The following is a 20,140-nucleotide window of genomic DNA, read 5'->3' as shown; positions in this document are numbered from 1 at the left end:
TCACCGCCCCACCGCGAGCACGGCCCGCACCAGGGCGGCCTTGTCGACTTTGCCGAGACCGGTCAGCGGCAGCGCGGTCACGATCGCCAGCCGATCCGGCCATTTGTATTCGGCTACTCCGCTGCGTTGCAACAACTCTCGTAGCTCCGCGAGCGTGGGCGGCGCGGCGATCGGCTGCACGCACACGCAGATCGCCTCACCGAGGTCGGCATCGGGCACCGGCACCACGACCACCCGGCTGACCGCGGGATGCGCGAGCAGGTACCCCTCCAGTTCGGTGGCCGAGATCTTGTTGCCGCCGCGGATCACGATGTCCTTGCGGCGGCCCTCGATCACGAGATTCCCCGCGGCGCTCAGGCGCGCCAGATCGCCGGTCCGGAAGAAGCCGTCCGGTGTGAAGGAGTTCTGATTGTGTTCCGGCGCTTGGAAATACCCGCGCAGCGTGTACGGACCGCGGGCGAGCAGCTCGCCGGTGTGTCCGAGCGGCACGTCGGCATCGGCGTCGTCGACCAGGCGGATCTCGTCACCGGGCGAGATCGGCCGTCCCTGCGTGCCGAGCACGGTCTCGACCGGATCGTCGAGCCGGGTCACGCTGAGCAACCCCTCGGCCATGCCGAACACCTGTTGCAGCGCACAACCCAGGGTGGGGGAAACACGTTCGGCGACACTGCGTTGCAGCGGCGCGCCACCGATCTGCAGCAGGCGCAACGTCGAGAGCCGCGGTGGTTGCAGCTCCGCGATCTCCAGCCACAGCTGCGCCATCGCGGGCACCAGCGAGGTGACGGTGACCTGCTCCCGGTCGATCGCGGCGAAGCAATCGTCCGGATTCGGGTCGTCGACCAGCACCACGGTGCCGCCCCGGCACAGCGTGCCCACCACACCCGGCGATCCCCAGGTGAAGTTGAATTCCACCGGCAGCGCCGCCAAATAGACGTCCCCCGCGGTCAACTGCACCAGATCCGCCAGAACTCGGGTCTGATAGCAGTAGTCGTAGTGGGTGCGGCCGATCAGCTTGGGCATCGCCGTCGTCCCGCCGGACAACAGGAAGAAGGCCACCTCCGACGGGTGCGGCGCGGGAAAGGCGGCGGGCGCCGCGTCGACCTCGGCCAGCGCGACGAACCGATCCGACACCGCGGACTCGACCCCGTCGTCCGCTTCGCCCGCGACGAAAACCGTCCGCAGGGTCTGACAGTTCTTCAGCGCGTCCACCGCGAGTTCCCGATGATCGAAGCCGCGATAGTGCGCCGACGTGACGAAACCGGTGGCGTCGACGCTGCGGCAGAGATGCCGGATCTCGTTGCCGCGGTGCGCCAGCAGCGCGAAGACCGGGATGGCGCCGCGCCGGATGAGGGCGAACACCGTGACGACGAACTCCGGATGGTTGGGCAGTTGGACCACGACCCGATCCCCGGCCTCGATACCGTGTGCCCGGAACCCGGCCGCCATCCGGTCGATGCGCCGATCGAGTTCCGCGTAATCCATCCGGACGCCGGTGTCGTAGTGCACCAATGCCGTTGCGGCACCGAATGTCTCGGCCCAGCGCCGGGGTAGCTCGGCCAGGGTGTCGGTGCCCCAGTAGCCGAGTTGGCGATACCGCGCGGCGAACTCCGATGGCCAGGGCGTGAATCCGTCGAGCGTCATGATGAACGCCCCTCCTCGGTGGTCAGCGCGCGAGCCGCCAGCTCCGCGGCGAAGTGGTCGATGATCGTGGTCGCCTGATCGGGGTTCAGCCGCGGATCGCACGGCGGCGCGTCGCCCGGATCGGCGTCCGGTTGGTCGGCGCCGCATTCCCGGACCTGATCCGGGGTGACCTCGAGATGTAGACCCGCGGGGTGGATACCGGCCGCACCAAGGATCGCGACGAACGCGGTGATCTCGGCGCGCATGTCGCGCAGCAACCGGGTCTTGCGTTCACCCGCCCGAATGGTGTTGCCGTGCATCGGATCACACACCCACAGCGCGGCCGCGTCGAGGGTGGACACCGCACCGGTGAGCGCGCGCAGCCGGTCGGTGTGGCCTACACCCATCCGTGCGATCAGGCCGAGCCGGCCCGGCACCGGCGGGCAGTTCAGGGTGCGGACTATCTCGGTCAGCTCGTGCGCCTCGGTCGTCGGACCGAGCTTCACCGCCACGGGATTGGCGATCGACGCGGCCCAGTTGATATGCCAGTCCACGGCCCCGCGGGTCCGGTCCCCGATCCACACCAGGTGCGCGCTCGCCGCGTATCGCACGCCGTGGTCGCGGGTCAGCGGCTCCTCGTAGTCGCGCAGCAGCGCCTCGTGCGAGACGAACAGCGGGCGGCCCAGGTAGTGATGCCTGCGCAGATAGTCCAGGGTGCGATGCGAACGACCGTAGCTCTCCAACAGCCGGGCCGGTTCCGGGGCGCGCTCGCCCGCGGAGCAGGCGACACCGTTCACGGCGTCGCCGCGGTAGGTCAGCACTCGGCTGCCGTCGGGCAGCGTTTCGTAGGGCTGGCTGCGCGGTTTCGCGTGCTGTCCGGCCATCCGCGCCAGCAGGACCACCTCGCGGCCGCTGCGCTCGGCGAGCCGATCGGCCAGCCGCCGGTACAGCAGCAGCCTGCGATCGATGTGGGTAGGGCTGGCCATGCTGAACAATTCGGCGCACTCACCCACGTGCAGCAGCAGCGCGGCACCGCGTTCGACGCGCGCCAGCGCGGCGAGCAGCGACCGGATCTCCCACGGCCGCACCAACTCCGGCAGCACGGTCAACGTCTGACGGACCGGCCCGATATCCGGATGCGCGTCCCACGGTGGTTGCTGCGCCGCGACGGGCACGGCTCGGATTTGCGCTGACGACGTCATAGCCGATGTCCTTCGTGCAGAGGGACCGGCGCCCCGACCGGCTCGATATCCGGCTCGGGCGCCGAGCCCGCGATCGTGGCCCAGTGCCACGCGGTGTCGAATGCGGTGACTTCGAGCTGCCGCCCGGTCGCCACCAGCGCGGCGGCCTGTTCGGTCGCTCGCGCGATGAACGCCGAAACCCGCTGGGCGGCAAGTAGTTCCTGCTCGTCGAAGGCGGGGCCCAGACAGCGCAGCAACCGCAGGTCGACGAACCCGTTGAAGAGGCGGTCCAGCACCCGCACCGGCTGCGGGCTACGGATGGTGAACCGGACATGGCCGGCGATGTGGCCGTGATGGTGCAGATCCGAGAAGTGCGAGATATCCGGGATACCAGGCGGGAAGAAGTGGTCCCGCGCCTGCACCACCGGAGTCCCGGGCAGGTTCCCCGCGATGAAATGCCAAGAGTTGTACTGCATCCGCGCCGCCATCGACCACGCGACATCGGCCAGCCGCACCGGCGAACCGCCGAAATGCGCGCGGGCGGCCGGATCCGGCACGACGCAGCAGAAGTAGTCGGCGATCTCCCAGCGCACGATCTCGGCCCAGTCCGCCCCGCGCAGCGCCGCGACCAGGCGGGGCAGCGACCGCAGCCCCCTGCTCATCGCGAAGTCGGCCCCGAACTCCCGTACCACAGCCGAAACCGTCTCGTACACCAGAGCTTCCAGTCCGGAGCCGAAGTCACCGTGCCGCGCGGCCAGCCAGTCCGGGTGAGCGGCCACCGCCGCACTCAGCTCCGCGAGCGAGCGTCCCGACACCGGTAGCAGTTCGGTCAGCCGCGCGCTGAGTCTGCGATCGATCCCTTCGCACGGCTCGGCCACCGGCCCCGCGACCCGCTCGGTCTTGTGCACCAGCGCGCCGTGGATCTCGCGATACAGCTGCACGGCGGTGGTCAATTCGGCCCGTCTGATACGAAGCGCGTCGGCCAGCTCCAGCAGCGCGGCCACCGATTTCGATGCCGGCGCCGCGATGGCGGGACCCCGCCGGAGCAGGTTGTAGCGCAGCCGGATCTCCTCCAACAGATCCGCGACGTGGTCGATGCTCAGCTGCGTGCCGTTGGCCTCTTCGATCCGGGCCGGGCCCGCCGAGCGGACCAGCAGCAACAGGCAGACCACCAGCACGACCTGGCTGTCGGACCACAGGTCGAGCGGGAGGCCGCGCAGACTGCTGAGCACGCAGTCGGGATGGCCGGGCCACAGCGATTTGCCGGTGAGATTGTTGGGCTCGCGGAAGTTGCTGTACCGGTGCGGTCCCTCGTACAGGATGAACGGCGCGGTACGCAGTGCCGCCTCGGTTAGTTCGCCGAGCGACTCGTCGCGGCCGCGACCGCCGAGACCGGTCAGCCACTGCCGGCAATCGCGGATGGAATCCATTCGGCGAGTGCCGATTTCGGCGAGCAATTGCTGATGGTGCGCGACCGCCCGTGCCGTCCACGGGATTCGGCGCACCCCATCGATCAGGTCGTGCTCGCTGCTCAGGGGCGGATCGGACGGTGTCCGGATCACGATCCGCGCATCGGTGGTCAGGCCGATCTCGCCGAGGAACACCGTCGCACGGTCGTCGGCGTCCCGGTCGCCGTCGGCAACCGGTCGCCATGACCTGCCGGACAACGCCGCCACCGCGGCCTCCTCGACCGGGGCGAGTGCCCGGAGCCGGACCGCGGCGGGCACGCGGCCGCCGAGGGTCAGCAACAACTCGAGCGCGGCGGCATGCTCGGTACTGCGCGTGCATTCCGCCCAGAGACGAGCGAGCAGTCCCGGCAGTCCGTCGTCGTAGTCCGTGTGCTCGGGGACGGGCGTCGATCCGGCCGGTAGCCCGAGGCGGCTCGGCCTGCGGCTCAACCGCGCCTTGGCCATGGCCGCACGCCGCGGCGTGGTCACCATCAGTCCCCCCGGACGGTCGGATCGATCTGGCTCCACAGCTCGTTGCCGGTCGCCGCCCAGTCCTCGTCGACATAGATGCAGTCCACCGGGCAGACCAGCACGCAGGCCGGGCAGCCCGAGCACAGCTCCGGCACGATGACGACGTCCAGTCCGCGATTGAAAATCGCCCCGAACTCCTGTGGACAACTGCGTAAACAGGAATCGCAGGTGATGCATTCGGACGCTTCGATGCGCCGTGGCGGCTTACGCCAGGAATTGTTTCTCGATCGCGTAGAAACTCGATCGACCCGGGTCGATCCAGTATTGTTTCCATTGGTTTGCAAATTCATAGCAACCTACACAGATTGATTTCGCGTCCGATTGTTTCTCACGTATGTGTCCGGCCGCATGATCGACGACCGGCCGTGCACACCGCACTGAACTTCAGACCCCCTCGGCGACAACGAGTTTAGAGGATGAGACAGAGTGTGTCGAGGTGTACGCTTCCGCTCAGTGGATACAGTAGGTCCGCTCTGGACACTCTGTCGACCACATGCCGAAAGACCTTCGATATTCCTTATTCCACGGTCTTTCTCGTTCGAAAATGCCCAAACTTTTCGGGGCAGCACCAACCCTTTGGAGGACATTCCGATGAAGACCAGCAGTATCTTTATCGCCGGGATCGGGACGGCCCCTGTCCCGATCATCGAGACCGCCGACGCCGTTGCCCGCGGCTGGTACGACGCCGACGAACGCGCCCGCAGCGAGCTGGTGTCGATCACCACCGCGGGGGCCACCCCGGCGCCCGACCTGGCCGTCACCGCGGCCGAGGTCGCGATCGCGACCTCGGGGCAGCAGCCCGCGGATTTCGGCGTCGTGTTCCACACCAATGTGCACCCGCAGGGGCCGGAGGGGTGGTCGGCGCAGCATTACATCAACCGCCGCACCATCAACCAGCCGGTGCCCTCGATGGAGATCCGCAACGGTTGCATCGGCTTCCTGTCCACGCTGCAACTGGCGGCCATGTATCTGACCACCGCCTCCGATCGTCCGGCGGCTCTGCTCACCTGCGCGGACAATTTCGGCACACCCACCGTCGACCGTTGGAACGCCTCCAAGCTGTTCGTGCTCGCGGACGGCGGCGGGGCCGTCGTACTGTCGCGCACCGGCGGATTCGCCAGGGTGCTCGCCCTCGGTTCGGTGTCGGCGCCGGAACTGGAGGAACGCCACCGCTCCGGCGAAACGATGTTCCCGCCGAGCCTCACCGTCGGCGGCGCGTTGAACTTCGAGGAGCGCACCAGCCACTTCCAACGCCGGATGAACGAGGGCGTGCTGCGTCCGGAAAGCGATTTCGGGTCGGTGGTGATCGAGGTGGTGGAGCGCACCCTGAAGGAGGCCGACACCTCGATGGACGAGATCGCCCGGGTGGTGCACGACGGATTCACCTCCTGGGCACTGCAGGACCTGTTCCTCGACCCCATCGGCGTCACCGTCGAGCGCGGCATCTGGGATTACACCCGCACCGTCGGGCACGCAGGGCCGGCCGATCAGATCCGCGGGCTCGAGTACCTGCTGCGCACCGGCCAGGTCGGCTCCGGCGATCGCGTGCTGCTGTTCACCGGCGGGCCCGGCATGGAAGCCGCGGCCGCCGTGGTCGAGATCGACGCGCGACCGTAAGCCCTATCAGCACTGGTCAAGAAGCCGAGGCCGCCCGAACGGGCGGCCTCGGCTTCCTTTTCGGCACGAGTCACTACGCCCACCTATGAGACACTTTGTATTGACAGATGCAAACCGTTCTGATGGAGTCCCCCACTATGCCTGAACTGTCAGATGACCAGTCGCTCATGTCGCGGTTCGTCGGTGCGGTGCCGACGGTCGCCAAACAATCGTCCCGGGACCTGCACGGCGCGCTGCTGAAGGCGGTGGGCGTCGCCGATTTCGAGCTGACGGTGACCGGCCGTCGCGAGATCTCCCCGCACTATCTGCGGCTCGGCTTCCACGGCGGCGGCCTGCTCAGCGGCCGATCGATCCACCCGACGATGTGGGTCCGCATGTGGTTTCCGGACGAAAGCCGTTTGCACATGCGCGCGTTCACTCTCGTCGAGCCCGATGCCAGGGGCGACCGCTTCGATATCGAGTTCGCGCTGCACGAGGGACGGGCGAGCAATTGGGCCCGCAACGCCCGCGTCGGCGACACGATCATGGCCACCATTCGCGGCTCGCGATTCGCGATACCGCAGCCGCCGCCCGCCGGGTATCTCGTCGTCGGCGATACCGCCTCGTTGCCCGCGATCAACTCCTTGCTCGCCGCGATCGGCGACGCACCGGCCACGGTGTGGCTGGAATGGCAGCACGAGGACGATCGCGACCTGCCGGTCGCGGCGACCGCGCGTACCGAGGTCACCTGGGTGCCGCGCGAGCACGGCGGCGCGGCACTGGTGCACCGGGTCCGCGCCGCCGCCTTTTCTGCTTCCGACCATTTCGGCTGGGTCGCCTGCGACCGCTGGACGACCCGCAAGATAGCGAGCGTGCTGCGCAACGACTTCCACCTGGCCCGGAACTCGCTGGCGGCACGCGGCTACTGGTGAATCCGCTAGTTGCGCTGCCGTTCCCAACCGAGGTTGCGCAGATGCTGGATCGTCGCGACCGACCCGGGCACGTCGCTGTGACCGTCGGCCATCGTCGTCAGGGCCATGGTGAAGTCGGTAGGGCCGAAGCGCAGCGGGTGCACGTGCTGTTCGGTGACGGTGAACGTCCGGGCGAGGTGGACATCGCCGCTGGTGCACGACGAACGGATGGTCCGCGGATAGTCCAGGGGCGCAACGGGGGCGCCGCGGTCCATGCCGAATTCGGTGGTCCAATCGGTCAGTTCGACATAATCCGGTTCGCACATCGTCACCGAGCCGTCCGCGCCCGTATGCGCGAGGACGCCGCGCACGTCACCGTTCTTCTGCGGGAAGGCGAAGAGTTGATCGGCCGAGCCGTCGGGATTGCTCGCCTGCGCGTATTCGTAGCCCTTGTGGCCGGCCACCAGGTCGAAGTACCCCGCCATTCGCTCCTGCTCGCCCGCCCACTCGTGCACCGCCGTCGGCTCGGCCTGCCCGGGGAACCGGATCCATCCGTCGACCTTCGCCGCGCCCAGCGTCGAAGCCCAGAACACCTTCTGCCCGTCCCAATCGACGTCGGTCATGGCCGCGCCGGGCTTGGTGTCGTAGAACCACAGATCCGCGACCGCACCCGGCACACCGATCTGGGTCATCGGGTCGTTCAGCACCAGATGCCACGCGTCGCGTTCCGGCACGAAACTCCAGCTGAATCGACTGTTGCGCACCGTGATCGGATCGGCGGTGATGACATAGGGGTCGAGCGCGTAGTCGAGCGCGTTGTAATAACTACCGTCCGGCGCGGTGATGATGCTGATCAATTGTGGCGCGGGAAAGTTGTGCAGCGCGAAAGTGATCAGCAATTTCTCTTTTCCGGCCGGATTCTGCACGGCGAGCCAGTTGTAGCTCATCGGATACCAGGTATCGATCATGTCCGCGGGCGTCGCGATACGCAGCGGGGTCGGTGGCGTGGTGCCACGCAATGCTCCCGCGGGCGCCGACATCGACAGCAGCAGCGCGGCGGCAAAGGGCAGGCACAGGGCAATACGGATCAGCGAGTACTTCTTACGCGATTTCATTTCTGCCTTTCGGATGAATCAGAGATCTCGATGGGTGACCAGGTGTGCGATATCGATGAGTCGCTCGGCATGCTCGGCGGAAACCGCGGCCTCGGTGAGATAACCGAGCGCGGCGGCGATCTCTTCTTCGGCGCGTGCTTCCGCCCAGGCCCGCCCGCCCGCCGCCACGATGAGATCGGCGGTATTCCGCAGTTCCTCGTCGGTGAGCCGGCGATCGCTCCGGTAGATCACGGACAATTTCGCGCCGGCCGCTGTCGCCGAGTTCAGTGCTGCGGTCACGGGCAGCGATTTCTTTCTGGCCGCGATATCCGCGCAAACCGGTTTTCCGGTCGATTCGTACCTGCCCCAGATGCCCAGCATGTCGTCGACCAGCTGGAACGCCATACCCATATGGTCACCGAAATTGCGCAGGGATTTGATCTGCTCCTCGGTACCGCCGCCGTACAACGCGCCGAGTTCGCAGGCACAACCGAACAGCGCGCTGGTCTTGCCGTGCACCATGGCCGTCACCTCGTCCAGGCTCACCACGCTGCGGGTCTCGAGACCCAGATCGGCGAACTGGCCCTCGTGCACCGCCAGTACCGCGCCGGTCAGCACCCCTGTGCCCCGGACGGCTTCGGCTCGCGGCTCCAACGCCAGCATGGCCAGCGCCTGGGCCAGCAGCGCGTCCCCGGCGAGTACCGCGGGCCACCGGCCGAAGACCTTCCACGCGGTGGCCCGATGCCGGCGGGTGAGGTCGCCGTCCATCACGTCGTCGTGCATCAGGGTGTAGTTGTGCACGAGCTCGAGCGCGGCGGCGGGCACCAGCGCCGCCGTCGCGTCACCCCCGACGACCTGGGCGGCGAGTAGAACCAGCGCGGGCCGGATAGCCTTGCCGCCGTGGCCGCCAGTGGCCGCGCCGTGCTCGTCCGTCCAGCCGAGGTGATAACTCGCGACGCGATGCATCGATTCGGGCAGCTGATTCACGGCCGCGCGCATGGTCGGCTCGACTTCCGCGCGCGACCGACCCAGATATTCTCGAATATTCCGCATGCGTCGTTCTTCGTTGGCTGAATACACCGAACCCCTCCTGAGAACAGCACTCGACTCGACTACGCGCCGGATCAACCGAAGGATTCGTAGTCGGTTCGGAAATAATTGTCTGTATCGAGTGACTGTTCGAATATTAGCAAGGAACTTCAGGAAATACGGTCGAGGTCGGCCTTCCGCGCCAATCTCTCGGCGAGATTCTGCCATTCCACGGCATGCCGCCGAGCCAATTCCGCCACGGTCGGCGCACAATGCATCGGAATGCTGTCGACTATCATTTGCCACGCCGCCGGTTCCACCGGCAGCGCCTCCAGCATCCGCAGCAACCTTCGCCCGTACTCGGTGAAACGCAACGACGGATCCGCCCGCAGACGCCGCACGATCGCGCCGGTATCTCGCGATCCGCCCTGGCCACCGGCTTGCCGATCGGCCGAGGGCGCAACACCCGGCACGCCGGTTTCGCCGCCCGCGCCGGTATCGGCGCCTTGGCCGTCCCGGCCCGCCCCGGCCGCGCGATTTTCCCGCACGTCCCGGCGGGCCTTCTTGGCGGTGGTGAGCGAAACTCCCGTGGCCAATGCCACCTCTTTTGCCGACGCTCCGGGTTTGTCGGCCAAGAACTCCAACGCGCGACGCCGACGCTCTCCGGCCTCGACCGGATACATCACGCCATCACGTCCCATTCGCGCATCGGGCTGCTGCGGATATTCCGCATCTGCCCCTCGGCGAATAGCGCCGACCGTTTTGTCGGATAATCCTACGACATCGGCCACCCGGCGGTTAGACCATTCCGGGTAGTCGCCGAGTATGCGCGTGGCGGCGGCCTTCCGGTCGGCCAGCGTTAATGGCAGACCGTGCGCGCTGTTCATTCGCACGGCGATCACGAAGGCCTCCCGTGCGTCACCGTCGAAATACACGGCATCGATGACCTCGGCCCCGCTGCGCTGCGCCGCACGCAAGCGATGCGCGCCGTCGACCACCGTCATCGTCTGCCGGTGCACGACGATGGGCGGTAATACGGTGATCACCTCCGCCAGCGCGCGCACGTGCGTGAAATCCTCACCGCCGATCCGTGGTGAATCGAGCACGCTGAGTTCATCGATGGGAATTTGTTCGATCTCCGAATACCCCGAGTCCGACCCGAATTCGAGTACGTCATGACCCGCAGCATTCGCTTCCGGTCGGACCGCAGCAATCTGGTCCATAACTATCCCTCCTGGCATCCCCGCTTCCGCGTTGCGCGCACGGCAGCCGGGTTTTCGCTCCAAGGCCTGTATTACCCGAGCACCCAGGGTGATATATGATATTGCTTCCGACGGGATCCGAAGCATTTGTTGTAAGGTACGGCACTACCACGCCGGCGTCCCCATCGCCGACGAATATGACCAACCGGTCGGTACCGGTGCCGAGATTACTGTTACCACAGATTTCGGTCACGAAATCGAGTTCACCCCCCGGGTACATCACACACGTCAGGTCACACGACGCTACTTCGGCATCGGAATAACCCCGGTCGCAAGTCAAGCTCATCGTGTGTGAATTGGCAAGCCTGCTCTTCGCTATTCCGCATACGGGAATTTCGTACCCCCATGCATGATTATCGACTCAGACAGTTCTGCTGATCCTACGTACCGTAACGGCACCGAAACCGATCCCCCGCAGGGCGCGATGCTGAGCGAATTGATCGCCGACAATCGCGGGCCGGTCCACCCCTTGACCCCACGTATCGGGAATCTATCCGAACTCGGCACCGCCGAACAGCCCCCAAAACAGAGGCCCTCGGCACTCTCGACAGGTCAGCGCCAACCGCTGTCCGCGGCACGCCCCAGGGGCAGAACGACTTTCGACGGGTACCGGGCCGAGTGCTCGAGGGTGACAGCGGATCCGAGCAGCCCCGGCAGGTCGAGCGGGTGCGGCATCGAGGCCGGGAAGTTGCCACTGGCTATCCGGATGCGCAGGCGGTGGCCGGCGTCGATCTTCTGGGCGGTCGGGAAGACTCGGACCTGGAATTCGGTGACCTGACCGGGGACGAGGGGCTGCCGTGAGGTCGAGGTGTTCTGGTGGACAGCGGCGTAGACGGTGCCGTCGTCGGTTCGCCACGACCGGTCCTCGTCGAGTGCGCGACGCTGGGCCGTGAGCGACCCCTCGGTGAGCTGACGGACCGTGCCGTCCGGGGCGACGTCTTCGACGGCCACATCGAACGCGGCATCGGTCGTCGTCGAGGCCGCGAACAGATCGGCGACGATCGGTCCCGCCAGTGTCATCGCCTCGTCGAATGGTGCTGTGGTATAGGTCAATCCGTGTTGCGGGCCGACCGCGGTCTGACTGCACGGTTCGTGCAGGTTGCCCAGCGAGAGCAGGTTGACCACGAACTCGAGGATGCCACCGGTCGCCTTGCTGGTTCCCCGATTGCACGGGTTGTTCACCAGCGAATAGTCCCAGCGATCCGACATCTGCTCGCCGGCCGGTGCAGTCGTGGACAGTTGATTGCCATCGAGGTAGTAGCTCGTCGGCGTGGTTTCGGCGAACGGGTAGCTGCCGACGCTCATGGCGTTGCCGTTGGCATCGATCACATTGAGCGGCTTGGCATTTCGGTCGATGCCGTTGTCGATGTCCTTGAGCCAGTGGTCGAACCACGCCGCCGTGTGCTCTTCGGTCCTGATCCGTCCGGTCGGCGCGAATCCGGTGGTGACGTGCGGCCACGGACCTTGCAGGATCTGGTAGCGCGGGTCCGGCCGCTGCGCCGGGTCCATCGGGCCGTAGGGATCGCGGCCGGCCGCCGCGTTCTGCAGCGCCGCATACAGTTTGAACGTGGCGCCCTGGAAGATGTCGGTATCGCCGCCGACAGCGTAGACCGCGACATCGTTGCGGACGATCTCGGCGATGTCGTCGGACAGCAGGCGCGCGCCGACGACCGGATCGTCGGCGTTGATGCCCTGGGTCAGCAGGCGCGCCGCCAGACCGATGACGCCTTGGCCGTCGTCGCCGATGAGCCCCTTCAAGCGGTCGACGACGAGCCCGATCGCGCGCTGCGGTTCGACCAGGGCCGACTCCCACAGGTTGGCGTACTGCAACCACAACCCGGGCCAGACGATGACGAACGCGGAGATCAGCGGCGCCCACTGACCGTCGCCGAGCACGTCCTGCAACAGGTCGTAATCGGTGTTCATCGTGAAAATCGCCTTCAGCGGCGAGTTCTCACCGATTTTCGTGGCTCCGTGCATGGCTTCGACGCCGGGGAACGAGTAGCCGAACATGCCCACCTTGCCGTTGGCGTTGGGCAGCCGGGAACTCCAATCGACGAGTGCCCGCACGTCCTGGGCGCTGCGGTCGCTGATCGGCGACCACTGACCGCTGGACGCACCGGTGCCCCGCACGTCGGCGATGACGTTGATATAGCCGCGGTTCACCAGATCGACCGGCGCGCTGACCTCCTGCAGCACCGAGTTGATCACCCCGCCGAGATCGCCGGGCACCGGCAGGTCGTACTCCTCGAAGAGTCCGCCGAACAGGGAGACGAGCAGACCGTTGTAGGACCCGTACGGCGTCATCGAAAGCACCACGGGGAACGGCCCTTTCGCGGGCTCGTGGGTCACCGGATCCAGCGGATACCGGATCGAGGCATGCAGCTCGACGCCGTCGCTCATACGCACGTTCTGCACGATGTCGTAGCCGGTCTGGTACGGGCTCGGGCTCGGGGTGTAGCCGTGCGGCAACCCGAACCCCGGCGGCGCGGGCTGCGCGAGGCCGACGATCGGCGCGGCCGACAACGGTGCCGCGGGCAGCACGGCGGCCGCGATGATCCCCACCACCACCGCGGCCGAGAGCGGCAGCCGCCGACGGCCCGGCCGATCGGCGCGATTCCGTCGGTACCAGCCGGTGCCACGCTGCGCCGGGCGCGTCTTCGTCATCCAGCAAACGTCGCATATCGGTCGCGCAGCTACCATTGGAAAACGCATAGCGTCCGAATCGCCCGTTTGTGCACGTGCATCATCTCGGCGTCCCGGCGTTATCGGGCTCACCAATCCGCCAGGAACGCGGTAGCAGGTGCGATGGGGGTGGAATCCGGGGTCTGGATTCTCTGAGAATCAGTGACGGGTGGCCGGCGCACGGGGGAGACCGCTACGGCAATCGCCCCGATCCTTGACGACGCAGCGAACACCAAGCTATCTACAGCACCTCGCCTACCGCCAGAGCACGTCGTGCACCGGGCTGAATCCCCGGTGCACGACGTGTTTGTGCCGCTACTCCGGCGGTGACGGTTGCCGGATACCGGCGGGCAGCGAGCCACCCGCGACATCGGCGGCGATGCCGAGGGTTTCCTCGTACTCGCGGACTTCGAGATCCGCGACGTCCGAGGGAGATTCGGCGTTCTCGACCGGCGGTGCCGAGTCCGGCGCGAGATCGGGCTGCTCCTCGGCCAGCCGTTCGGCCAGCGGCCGCGGGTGGCTTTCCTCCCACGGCGTCATCCCGTATTTGGTCGCGCCGGACCAATGCTCAGGCGGATCCATCCCCGCTTCCTGCGGATCCAGCCGCAATCGATCCTCGTCGAGATCCTCGGCGCTGTTGAGCGCGGCCGGGTCGGTCTCGACCGCGTCCGGATCGCCGGTGTCCTGCGGCGGGTCGTAGGTGTTGCCCGATTCGGTCATTGCTGCCTCCTTCCGCTACGCGACTTCCCACACTGCCGCGGGTAAAACGTGCGAAGGCGTCAGCGGATCACGGCAGGACGACGCACGCGGGTCCGACGCTGATGCCGGTCCCGATCGGGAACGGAGTGTCGTGGGAGTACGCGTCGTAGTCTTCCTCCGACCGGTACTCGACCACCCAGATGTGATGCTGACCCCGCTGCGGCGGAATCCACGTGGTACGTGCCACGCCGGAAGCATCCGCGACCACGACGGCCGGCTGGAACGCGCCCCGGACCATGCGCCCGTCGGCCTCGTCGAGGAAGACCACCTCCTGGCCCGGATCCGTCTCGGCGATCACGGAGTAGGAGCAACCGGCGCCCAGAGCGGACTCGGAGCTACCGAAACTCTGCCCGCGCTCGACCCCGACATAGGTGACGGTGGCACCCGCCTGCGGTGCACCCAGTGCAATACCGGTGGCCAGCGCGCCGATCATCGCCGCGACGGCGACCGGTCTGTTCTTGAACACGATGAAATCCCCTCTACAACAATGAATTTCCCGGAAAATTCGGGAACACTGCGAACTGTCCCCCACCCCATCCAGGCGTTCAATACCCCTGTTTCGGGGGCACGGCGGACAGGCTGGGCGGCCCGCTGACTCTGCCCGAAATCTCCACGAATTCAACACAATTGGCCCGATCGCACCGGATAGCGTGACCTTCCGTGTCCGATCCGGCGCGCCGCGCAGGCGCACGAACAATTCTGTCCCGCAACCGCTATCGGTTCACAGCTGATAGCTCTCGATGTCGGCGATGCCGTGGGTGGCGCCGCCGGCCGCGGCGAACGCGGTGAGGGCGTGCACCAGGCCGTGCCGGTCGGCCTCGGGCAATTCGGCGACCACGACGGCGATCTCCTCGCGGCGGCGTTCGGTGACGGCGGCGACGATCTCGTGCCCGCGAGCGGTCAACTCGACGATCAGCTCCCGGCGGGAATGCGGGTTGGGCTTGCGATCGATCAGCTCCGCGGCGACGAGGCGATCGACCATGCGCGTCGCCGTAGACGGCCGGACGCCCAGAATGCCCGCGAGCGCCGCCACATTGGAGGGCCCGCGCGTGGAAAGGATGACCAGCGTCCGGAATTGCGGGATGGTGATCGTGTCGTCGACGGAGGCGATCGATCGGGCGGACAGCGCGACCAGCACTCGCGACGCCGTCAGCAGCGCCTCGGTGATCTCATCGACCGATTCCTCGGTTCGGCGGCTCATCGGTTCCCTTTGATCGCAGTGAGAGTCGATTCTCCCATCCGGTGGCCTTCGCGCGACGAATGAGAGGTACATCCCCAGTCGGCGCGGCAGAAATATTGCACATGGCAACTGTTGCACACTGCCCCTATCCGGTAAGGTCTCGAAGTCGTGATGTCAGAGGCGGCGGACGAATCGCGAGCGCACGTTCGCACCTGGGCAGCGGTGACCACGCTCGGCGTGGTGCTGGGCTACGCGGCTGTGCTGCTGGGCAATCCGCGGCACTTCTACACCGACGACACCGAGGCCCAGTACGCGCCCATGTGGGTCATGATGGGCCGCTACCTGCGGGAGGGCCGGTTCCCGGCGCTGGTGCCGTGGGAGTGGATGTCGGGCAATTACTCGCTGGAGGAAGCGGGGATCTACAACCCGCCGCAACTCCTGGTCGACGTGCTCGCCCCCTCGTTCGACAATCTCGCCGCCTATGCCACCGCGGTGAAACTGGTCTTCTCGATCATCGCCGCGCTCGGCGTCTTCCGGATCTGCCTCGCCTACGGCTCCCGGCCGCAGTGGGCGGCGGTGGCGGGTGTGGCCTTTCCGCTGAGCGGCTGGTTCCTGTTCTTCGACGAATCCAGTTGGGCCACTTCGCTCACCGGCACGGCCTGGATGGTGCACGCCTGGGCGTCCGCAGTGCGCTACGCGCGGGGTCGCAGCGGGCCGATACCGACCGTTGTCTTTCTGTACCTGGCGATTTCGGTGCAGTACGTTTTCCCCGCGGTGGAAGCCGCCTTGATGATCGTCGCGGTGGCGGCGGGCGAGGTGCTCTACCAACGACGCTGTGCCCCGACAACAAGGCTGCTGCTCGCGGCGAGCTGCGCGGGACTGGCCGGACTCGCGACCTATCTACCGAGCGTGCTCGCCTCGCCGATCACCTGGCGCGGCGACGAACGCATCCTCAACGATCCGTTCCTCACAGTGCCGTGGTCGGAATCGCTCAATGCCAGTCTGCCGAGCACGGTTCCGGCGTTCACCGGCTGGTGGGGTTACGTCCAACCGCTGCCGATGGTCTACATCGCGTGGTTCCTCATTCCCGCGCTGGCGTTCATCGACTGGCGCGCGGCGCGGACCTCGGCGCGCGAACTGAGCGGAGTCGCGCTCTTCGCGACCGCCGTGCTGATGTGGTGCGCGGGGCCCGGGCAGATCGGCCCGCTGCGCTGGCCCGCGCGGGTGCTGCCGATGGTGGCGATCGCACTGCTGGTGCTGGTGTGCGTATTGCTCAGCCGCCATGGCACTTTCGAGCAGTGGCGGCGCCGTGGGGTCGCCGCCGCGGTGCTGATCGGGCTGCTGTTCGTGCGGTCGTTTTCCGCGGGGCCGCACGAGGTCGTGTGGCATCTGGTCGCGGCCGTGGCCGTCGCCGCGCTGGGGGCGGCGACGGTCTGGCTGATCCGCACCAGGGGTGTGGCGATGGCCTGCGTGCTGGCCATCGCCGCGATGTTCCCGATCGCCTACTGGCAGGTGAGCGGCGCACCGCCGACACCGCTGTCGTACGGGTTTCCCGAACGGCGCTCGGCGATGAAGGCGGCGTTCCCCCGATTCGACGGGGTCACACTGCAACTCGCCGACCGCGGGCTGCTCCGGCCCGAGGACAAGTCGCTGGCCGGGGCCTACAGCTCACTGGCTTTCGGCAACTACGCCAAGAACATGAACCTCGACTACGTCAACGCCTACACCCCGATCGGGCACGCGGCGTTCAGCGCGCTGCTGTGCATGGGCTGGGACGGGAGCACCTGCCCGGACGCGTACCGCCGCGCGTTCGCGGTCGAACCGGGTACGGGCAGAACGATTGTCGATCTGATGAAGGTCGATCGTGTGGTCCTGCAACGCGCGCAGTATCCGGAGATCGGCCACACTCCCCCACCGCCCGGCTGGCGGTGGGTCGACTACCCGGGGCACGAACGCTACATCTGGGTGCTCGAACGCACCGACGGACTGCTCTCCACCCGCAACGGCTTGATCGCCGACGCGCAGGGCGCCACCGCGATCTCGACCGAACGCACCAGCGTCACCAGTCGTATTCGCGTCTCCTCGGCACACGGCGGGCGGGTCGTCTTCGCCCGGCTGGCTTGGCCCGGCTACCAGGCGACGCTCGGCGGGCGCGACCTACCCGTCGACAAGCTCGCGGGAACCTTTGTGTCGGTGAATATCCCGGCGGGCACCGAGAACGCCGAACTGATCCTCACCTGGCGGCCTTCGGCCTGGCAGGCCGGCCTCGCCGCCGCACTGGCCGGTTTCGCCGGAATGTGCTGGCTGCATTGGACATACCGGCGGCGGCGACGGCTCGACATCGGTGCCGCGCCACCGGACCACCGGACACCCGACGAGCCCGAACGCGAACTGACCGCCGTGTCGTGACCAGCCCGGAGGAGTAACCATGTCCATCGCCGACCTCGGTGCCCGTATGTTGCAGACCCGGTGGGCGGTGCGGGCACCGATCCTGCTCTACCGCGCGGGTCTCGGATTCCTGTTCGGTTCCCGTCTGCTGATGCTCCAGCATGTCGGACGCCGCAGCGGCGCAGCACGATTCGTGGTGCTCGAGGTCGTCGATCGCCCCTCGGCCGGCCACTACATCGTGGTGTCCGGATTCGGCGCGAAAGCCCAGTGGTACCGCAATATTCATGCCGAGCCCCGGGTGCGCGTCTCCACGGGCACGAAACGCGCGGTCCCCGCTACCGCAACGCCGATGACCGAAGCGGAATCGGCCGCCGCACTAGAGCGCTACACCGCACACCACCCCCGCGCCTGGAAGAACCTGCGCGCCACCATCGAACGAGCCACCGGTGCCCCGGTCGGCACCTTACCCATGGTCGAGCTGACGTTGCAGGCGCATTGACGCCGGACCTTGCTACAGCCGCAGAGCTCGGATCAAAACCGATACGGCGGTGAGGGTTTCGTCCTGACGGCGGGCGTTTTCCGGGGCAGGCGTAGACGCGATCCAGCGAGACGCATCGATCAGCGCACCGTTGATGAGCACGGCGAGACTGCGGGGCTCGACCTCGGCGGCGACCATGCCCTCGGCCTGCGCTCGCTCGATGAGCGCCGACATCGACTCGACACAGTGGCTGTGTTCCGCGTCGACCGTACGACCGAGCACCGCTGGCGCGTCCTGGAACAGAATGCGTTGGATATCCGGCCGCGCCGAGACCTCGAGATCGGCGCGGCACCGCTTTTCGAGCGCGACGAGCGGGTCGGACTCGGCCGCAGAGAGCCGGTTCAGCTCGGCGTCCAACTCGGCGTCGAGGGTGTCTACCACCGCGGCGAGTAGGCCGTTCTTGCCGCCGAAGTGGTGGTAGAGGGCGCCACGGGTCAGGCCGACGGACGCGGTGAGCTCGTCCATGGAAGTGGACGCGTAGCCGTGCTCGCCGAAGTGTTCACGGGCGGCTACCAGCAGTTTCACCCGCGTCTCTGCGAGCATGTCGGCTCGTGAACGGCTCGTTCCCACAGCGGCCAAGTTATTTGACATACGCGGCGTATGTCAAATAACTTGGCTTCACATACGCGCCGTATGTGAAACTCGGGCGGCGCCCATCGAAGGGAGACCCATGGTCGCCGCCTACCGCGAACTGTTCCGTTCACCGGGAGCCACAGCACTGACCACCGCCGGTCTGCTCGCCCGCATGCCGCTGTCCATGGTCGGCATCGGACTGATCACGATGGTGTCGCAGACCAGCGGAAGTTACGCTCTGGCGGGCGCACTCGCGGCGACCTACGCGGTCTCGACGGCACTCGCCGCACCACAGATCTCGCGCCTGGTGGACCGCCTCGGGCAACGACGAGTGATACCCGTGGCAGCCCTGCTGAGCACCATCGCATTGGCAGCGCTGCTGCTGACCTCGGCCCTGCACGGACCGGGTTGGCTGCTGTTCGCACTGGCGGCCGCGGCGGGCACCGCACCCAGCGCTCCCGCTCTGGTGCGAGCCAGATGGACCGAGCTGCACCGCAATTCGCCGCTCTTGCATACCGCGTTCTCCTGGGAGACAGTGCTGGACGAGGTCTGCTTCATCGTCGGCCCGCCGGTATCACTCGGGTTGAGCGTCGCGCTCTTCCCGCAGGCAGGACCTCTGGTGGCAGGTTTGCTGCTGCTCACCGGAACACTGTGGCTGGCCGCGCAGCGCGGCACCGAACCGGCGCGAAATGCGGTGGGCGAGCGGCCGTCGCTGTTCAGCGCCTTGGGGAACCGGGCGGTATGGACAGTGACGCTGGTGATGGTCGCGATGGGCACCATCGCGGGCACGATCGATGTGGCGAGCATCGCCTTCGCCGGTCTACAGGGGCAGCCCGCGGCGGCCGGTATTGTGCTGTCGGTCTACGCCCTCGGCTCGTGCGCGGCCGGATTCCTTTTCGGCACAGTGAAACTCGCTCGACCGATCGGGCAACTCCTGACGCTGGGCATCGTCGCCACCGCACTGATGACGCTGCCGCTGCTGTTCGTGACATCCATTCCGGCACTGTCGGTCACGGTGCTGATCTCCGGAATGTTCTTCGCGCCCACGCTGATCCTGGCAGCCCAACTCGTCGAGGCCGCCGTCCCAGCGCACGCACTCACCGAGGCGCTCACCTGGTCCACGGCCGGGCTCGGTTTCGGCATCGCGATCGGTCCCGCCGCCGCAGGACCGATCATCGACGCGCACGGCGCGAACGCCGGATTCTGGGTCGCGGCGGCAGCGGGCGCGGTCTTACTCGCGCTCGCCGCCGTATGCCGCCACACCTTCCGCGCGATGCCGACGCGACCCATCGCGCCGGCACCTGCCACGGTGCCGTGCTCCGGTTGACCGAACGCCGTTGCCGGA

17 protein-coding genes are annotated in these 20,140 nt (G+C 67.2%); 5 read left to right on the top strand and 12 right to left on the bottom strand.

The genetic code is table 11. The features are described 5' to 3' along the window. From O3I_RS08005 to O3I_RS07990, 4 genes are read right to left on the bottom strand one after another with little or no spacing between them, the layout of a single operon-like run. Positions 1-1,641, bottom strand: a complete 1,641-nt coding sequence (locus O3I_RS08005; protein WP_014982399.1) for a (2,3-dihydroxybenzoyl)adenylate synthase — start codon at positions 1,639-1,641, stop codon at positions 1-3. Then, on the bottom strand, positions 1,638-2,822 hold the full coding sequence (locus tag O3I_RS08000; protein ID WP_014982398.1) for a 3-deoxy-7-phosphoheptulonate synthase: 1,185 nt from the start codon (positions 2,820-2,822) through the stop codon (positions 1,638-1,640). The genes O3I_RS08005 and O3I_RS08000 overlap by 4 nt, the downstream gene beginning before the upstream one ends. Beyond that, positions 2,819-4,741 carry a hypothetical protein gene (locus tag O3I_RS07995; RefSeq protein ID WP_014982397.1) on the bottom strand — a complete coding sequence of 641 codons (1,923 nt, stop codon included), beginning with the start codon at positions 4,739-4,741 and terminating at the stop codon, positions 2,819-2,821. The genes O3I_RS08000 and O3I_RS07995 overlap by 4 nt, the downstream gene beginning before the upstream one ends. Next, entirely contained in the window at positions 4,741-5,070 is a 330-nt protein-coding gene (locus O3I_RS07990) for a 4Fe-4S dicluster domain-containing protein (RefSeq protein WP_041562481.1), read from the bottom strand. Before O3I_RS07990 ends, O3I_RS07995 begins: the two co-directional genes overlap by 1 nt. 301 nt (positions 5,071-5,371) lie before the next feature. Here O3I_RS07990 and O3I_RS07985 point away from each other — a divergent pair, with 301 nt between their 5' ends. Both O3I_RS07985 and O3I_RS07980 read left to right on the top strand, forming a co-directional pair. Further along, positions 5,372-6,397, top strand: coding sequence for a ketoacyl-ACP synthase III family protein (locus O3I_RS07985; RefSeq protein WP_014982395.1), 1,026 nt, complete (start codon positions 5,372-5,374; stop codon positions 6,395-6,397). Between the two features lie 167 nt (positions 6,398-6,564). After that, positions 6,565-7,308: a siderophore-interacting protein gene (locus O3I_RS07980; protein ID WP_014982394.1), complete on the top strand. Its 744-nt coding sequence runs from the start codon at positions 6,565-6,567 to the stop codon at positions 7,306-7,308. A gap of 5 nt (positions 7,309-7,313) precedes the next feature. On the opposite strand, the gene O3I_RS07975 is transcribed toward O3I_RS07980, so the two are convergent. From O3I_RS07975 to O3I_RS07945, 7 genes are all read right to left on the bottom strand, one after another. Continuing rightward, positions 7,314-8,402: a hypothetical protein gene (locus O3I_RS07975; protein WP_014982393.1), complete on the bottom strand. Its 1,089-nt coding sequence runs from the start codon at positions 8,400-8,402 to the stop codon at positions 7,314-7,316. Positions 8,403-8,420: 18 nt separating this feature from the next. Continuing rightward, complete coding sequence (locus O3I_RS07970; protein ID WP_014982392.1) at positions 8,421-9,434, bottom strand: polyprenyl synthetase family protein; 1,014 nt, start codon at positions 9,432-9,434, stop codon at positions 8,421-8,423. A 146-nt stretch (positions 9,435-9,580) separates the two neighbouring features. Next, on the bottom strand, positions 9,581-10,759 hold the full coding sequence (locus tag O3I_RS07965; RefSeq protein ID WP_141691693.1) for a ParB/RepB/Spo0J family partition protein: 1,179 nt from the start codon (positions 10,757-10,759) through the stop codon (positions 9,581-9,583). 465 nt (positions 10,760-11,224) lie between these two features. Beyond that, the gene (locus O3I_RS07960) at positions 11,225-13,339 is read right to left on the bottom strand and encodes a CocE/NonD family hydrolase (protein ID WP_014982390.1); all 2,115 of its coding nucleotides are present in this window, start codon (positions 13,337-13,339) and stop codon (positions 11,225-11,227) included. Between the two features lie 333 nt (positions 13,340-13,672). Beyond that, a complete protein-coding gene (locus tag O3I_RS07955) occupies positions 13,673-14,077 on the bottom strand; it encodes a hypothetical protein (RefSeq protein WP_014982389.1) in 405 nt (134 codons plus the stop codon). A 67-nt stretch (positions 14,078-14,144) separates the two neighbouring features. Then, positions 14,145-14,582, bottom strand: coding sequence for a hypothetical protein (locus O3I_RS07950; protein WP_014982388.1), 438 nt, complete (start codon positions 14,580-14,582; stop codon positions 14,145-14,147). A 255-nt stretch (positions 14,583-14,837) separates the two neighbouring features. Next, complete coding sequence (locus tag O3I_RS07945) at positions 14,838-15,317, bottom strand: MarR family winged helix-turn-helix transcriptional regulator (protein ID WP_014982387.1); 480 nt, start codon at positions 15,315-15,317, stop codon at positions 14,838-14,840. A gap of 150 nt (positions 15,318-15,467) precedes the next feature. On the opposite strand from O3I_RS07945, the gene O3I_RS07940 reads away from it, so the two are divergent. Beyond that, the gene (locus tag O3I_RS07940) at positions 15,468-17,705 is read left to right on the top strand and encodes a hypothetical protein (RefSeq protein WP_014982386.1); all 2,238 of its coding nucleotides are present in this window, start codon (positions 15,468-15,470) and stop codon (positions 17,703-17,705) included. 19 nt (positions 17,706-17,724) lie between these two features. Continuing rightward, complete coding sequence (locus tag O3I_RS07935; protein ID WP_014982385.1) at positions 17,725-18,183, top strand: nitroreductase family deazaflavin-dependent oxidoreductase; 459 nt, start codon at positions 17,725-17,727, stop codon at positions 18,181-18,183. A 12-nt stretch (positions 18,184-18,195) separates the two neighbouring features. On the opposite strand, the gene O3I_RS07930 is transcribed toward O3I_RS07935, so the two are convergent. Next, complete coding sequence (locus O3I_RS07930; RefSeq protein WP_014982384.1) at positions 18,196-18,765, bottom strand: TetR/AcrR family transcriptional regulator; 570 nt, start codon at positions 18,763-18,765, stop codon at positions 18,196-18,198. Positions 18,766-18,892: 127 nt separating this feature from the next. Here O3I_RS07930 and O3I_RS07925 point away from each other — a divergent pair, with 127 nt between their 5' ends. Next, the gene (locus O3I_RS07925) at positions 18,893-20,122 is read left to right on the top strand and encodes an MFS transporter (protein ID WP_014982383.1); all 1,230 of its coding nucleotides are present in this window, start codon (positions 18,893-18,895) and stop codon (positions 20,120-20,122) included. The last annotated feature ends 18 nt before the right edge of the window (positions 20,123-20,140 follow it).

Source organism: Nocardia brasiliensis ATCC 700358 (assembly GCF_000250675.2).
GTDB lineage: Bacteria > Actinomycetota > Actinomycetes > Mycobacteriales > Mycobacteriaceae > Nocardia > Nocardia brasiliensis_B.
The sequence above is the reverse complement of the archived record's forward strand: the minus strand, read 5'-3'. Positions and strand labels throughout refer to the sequence as shown.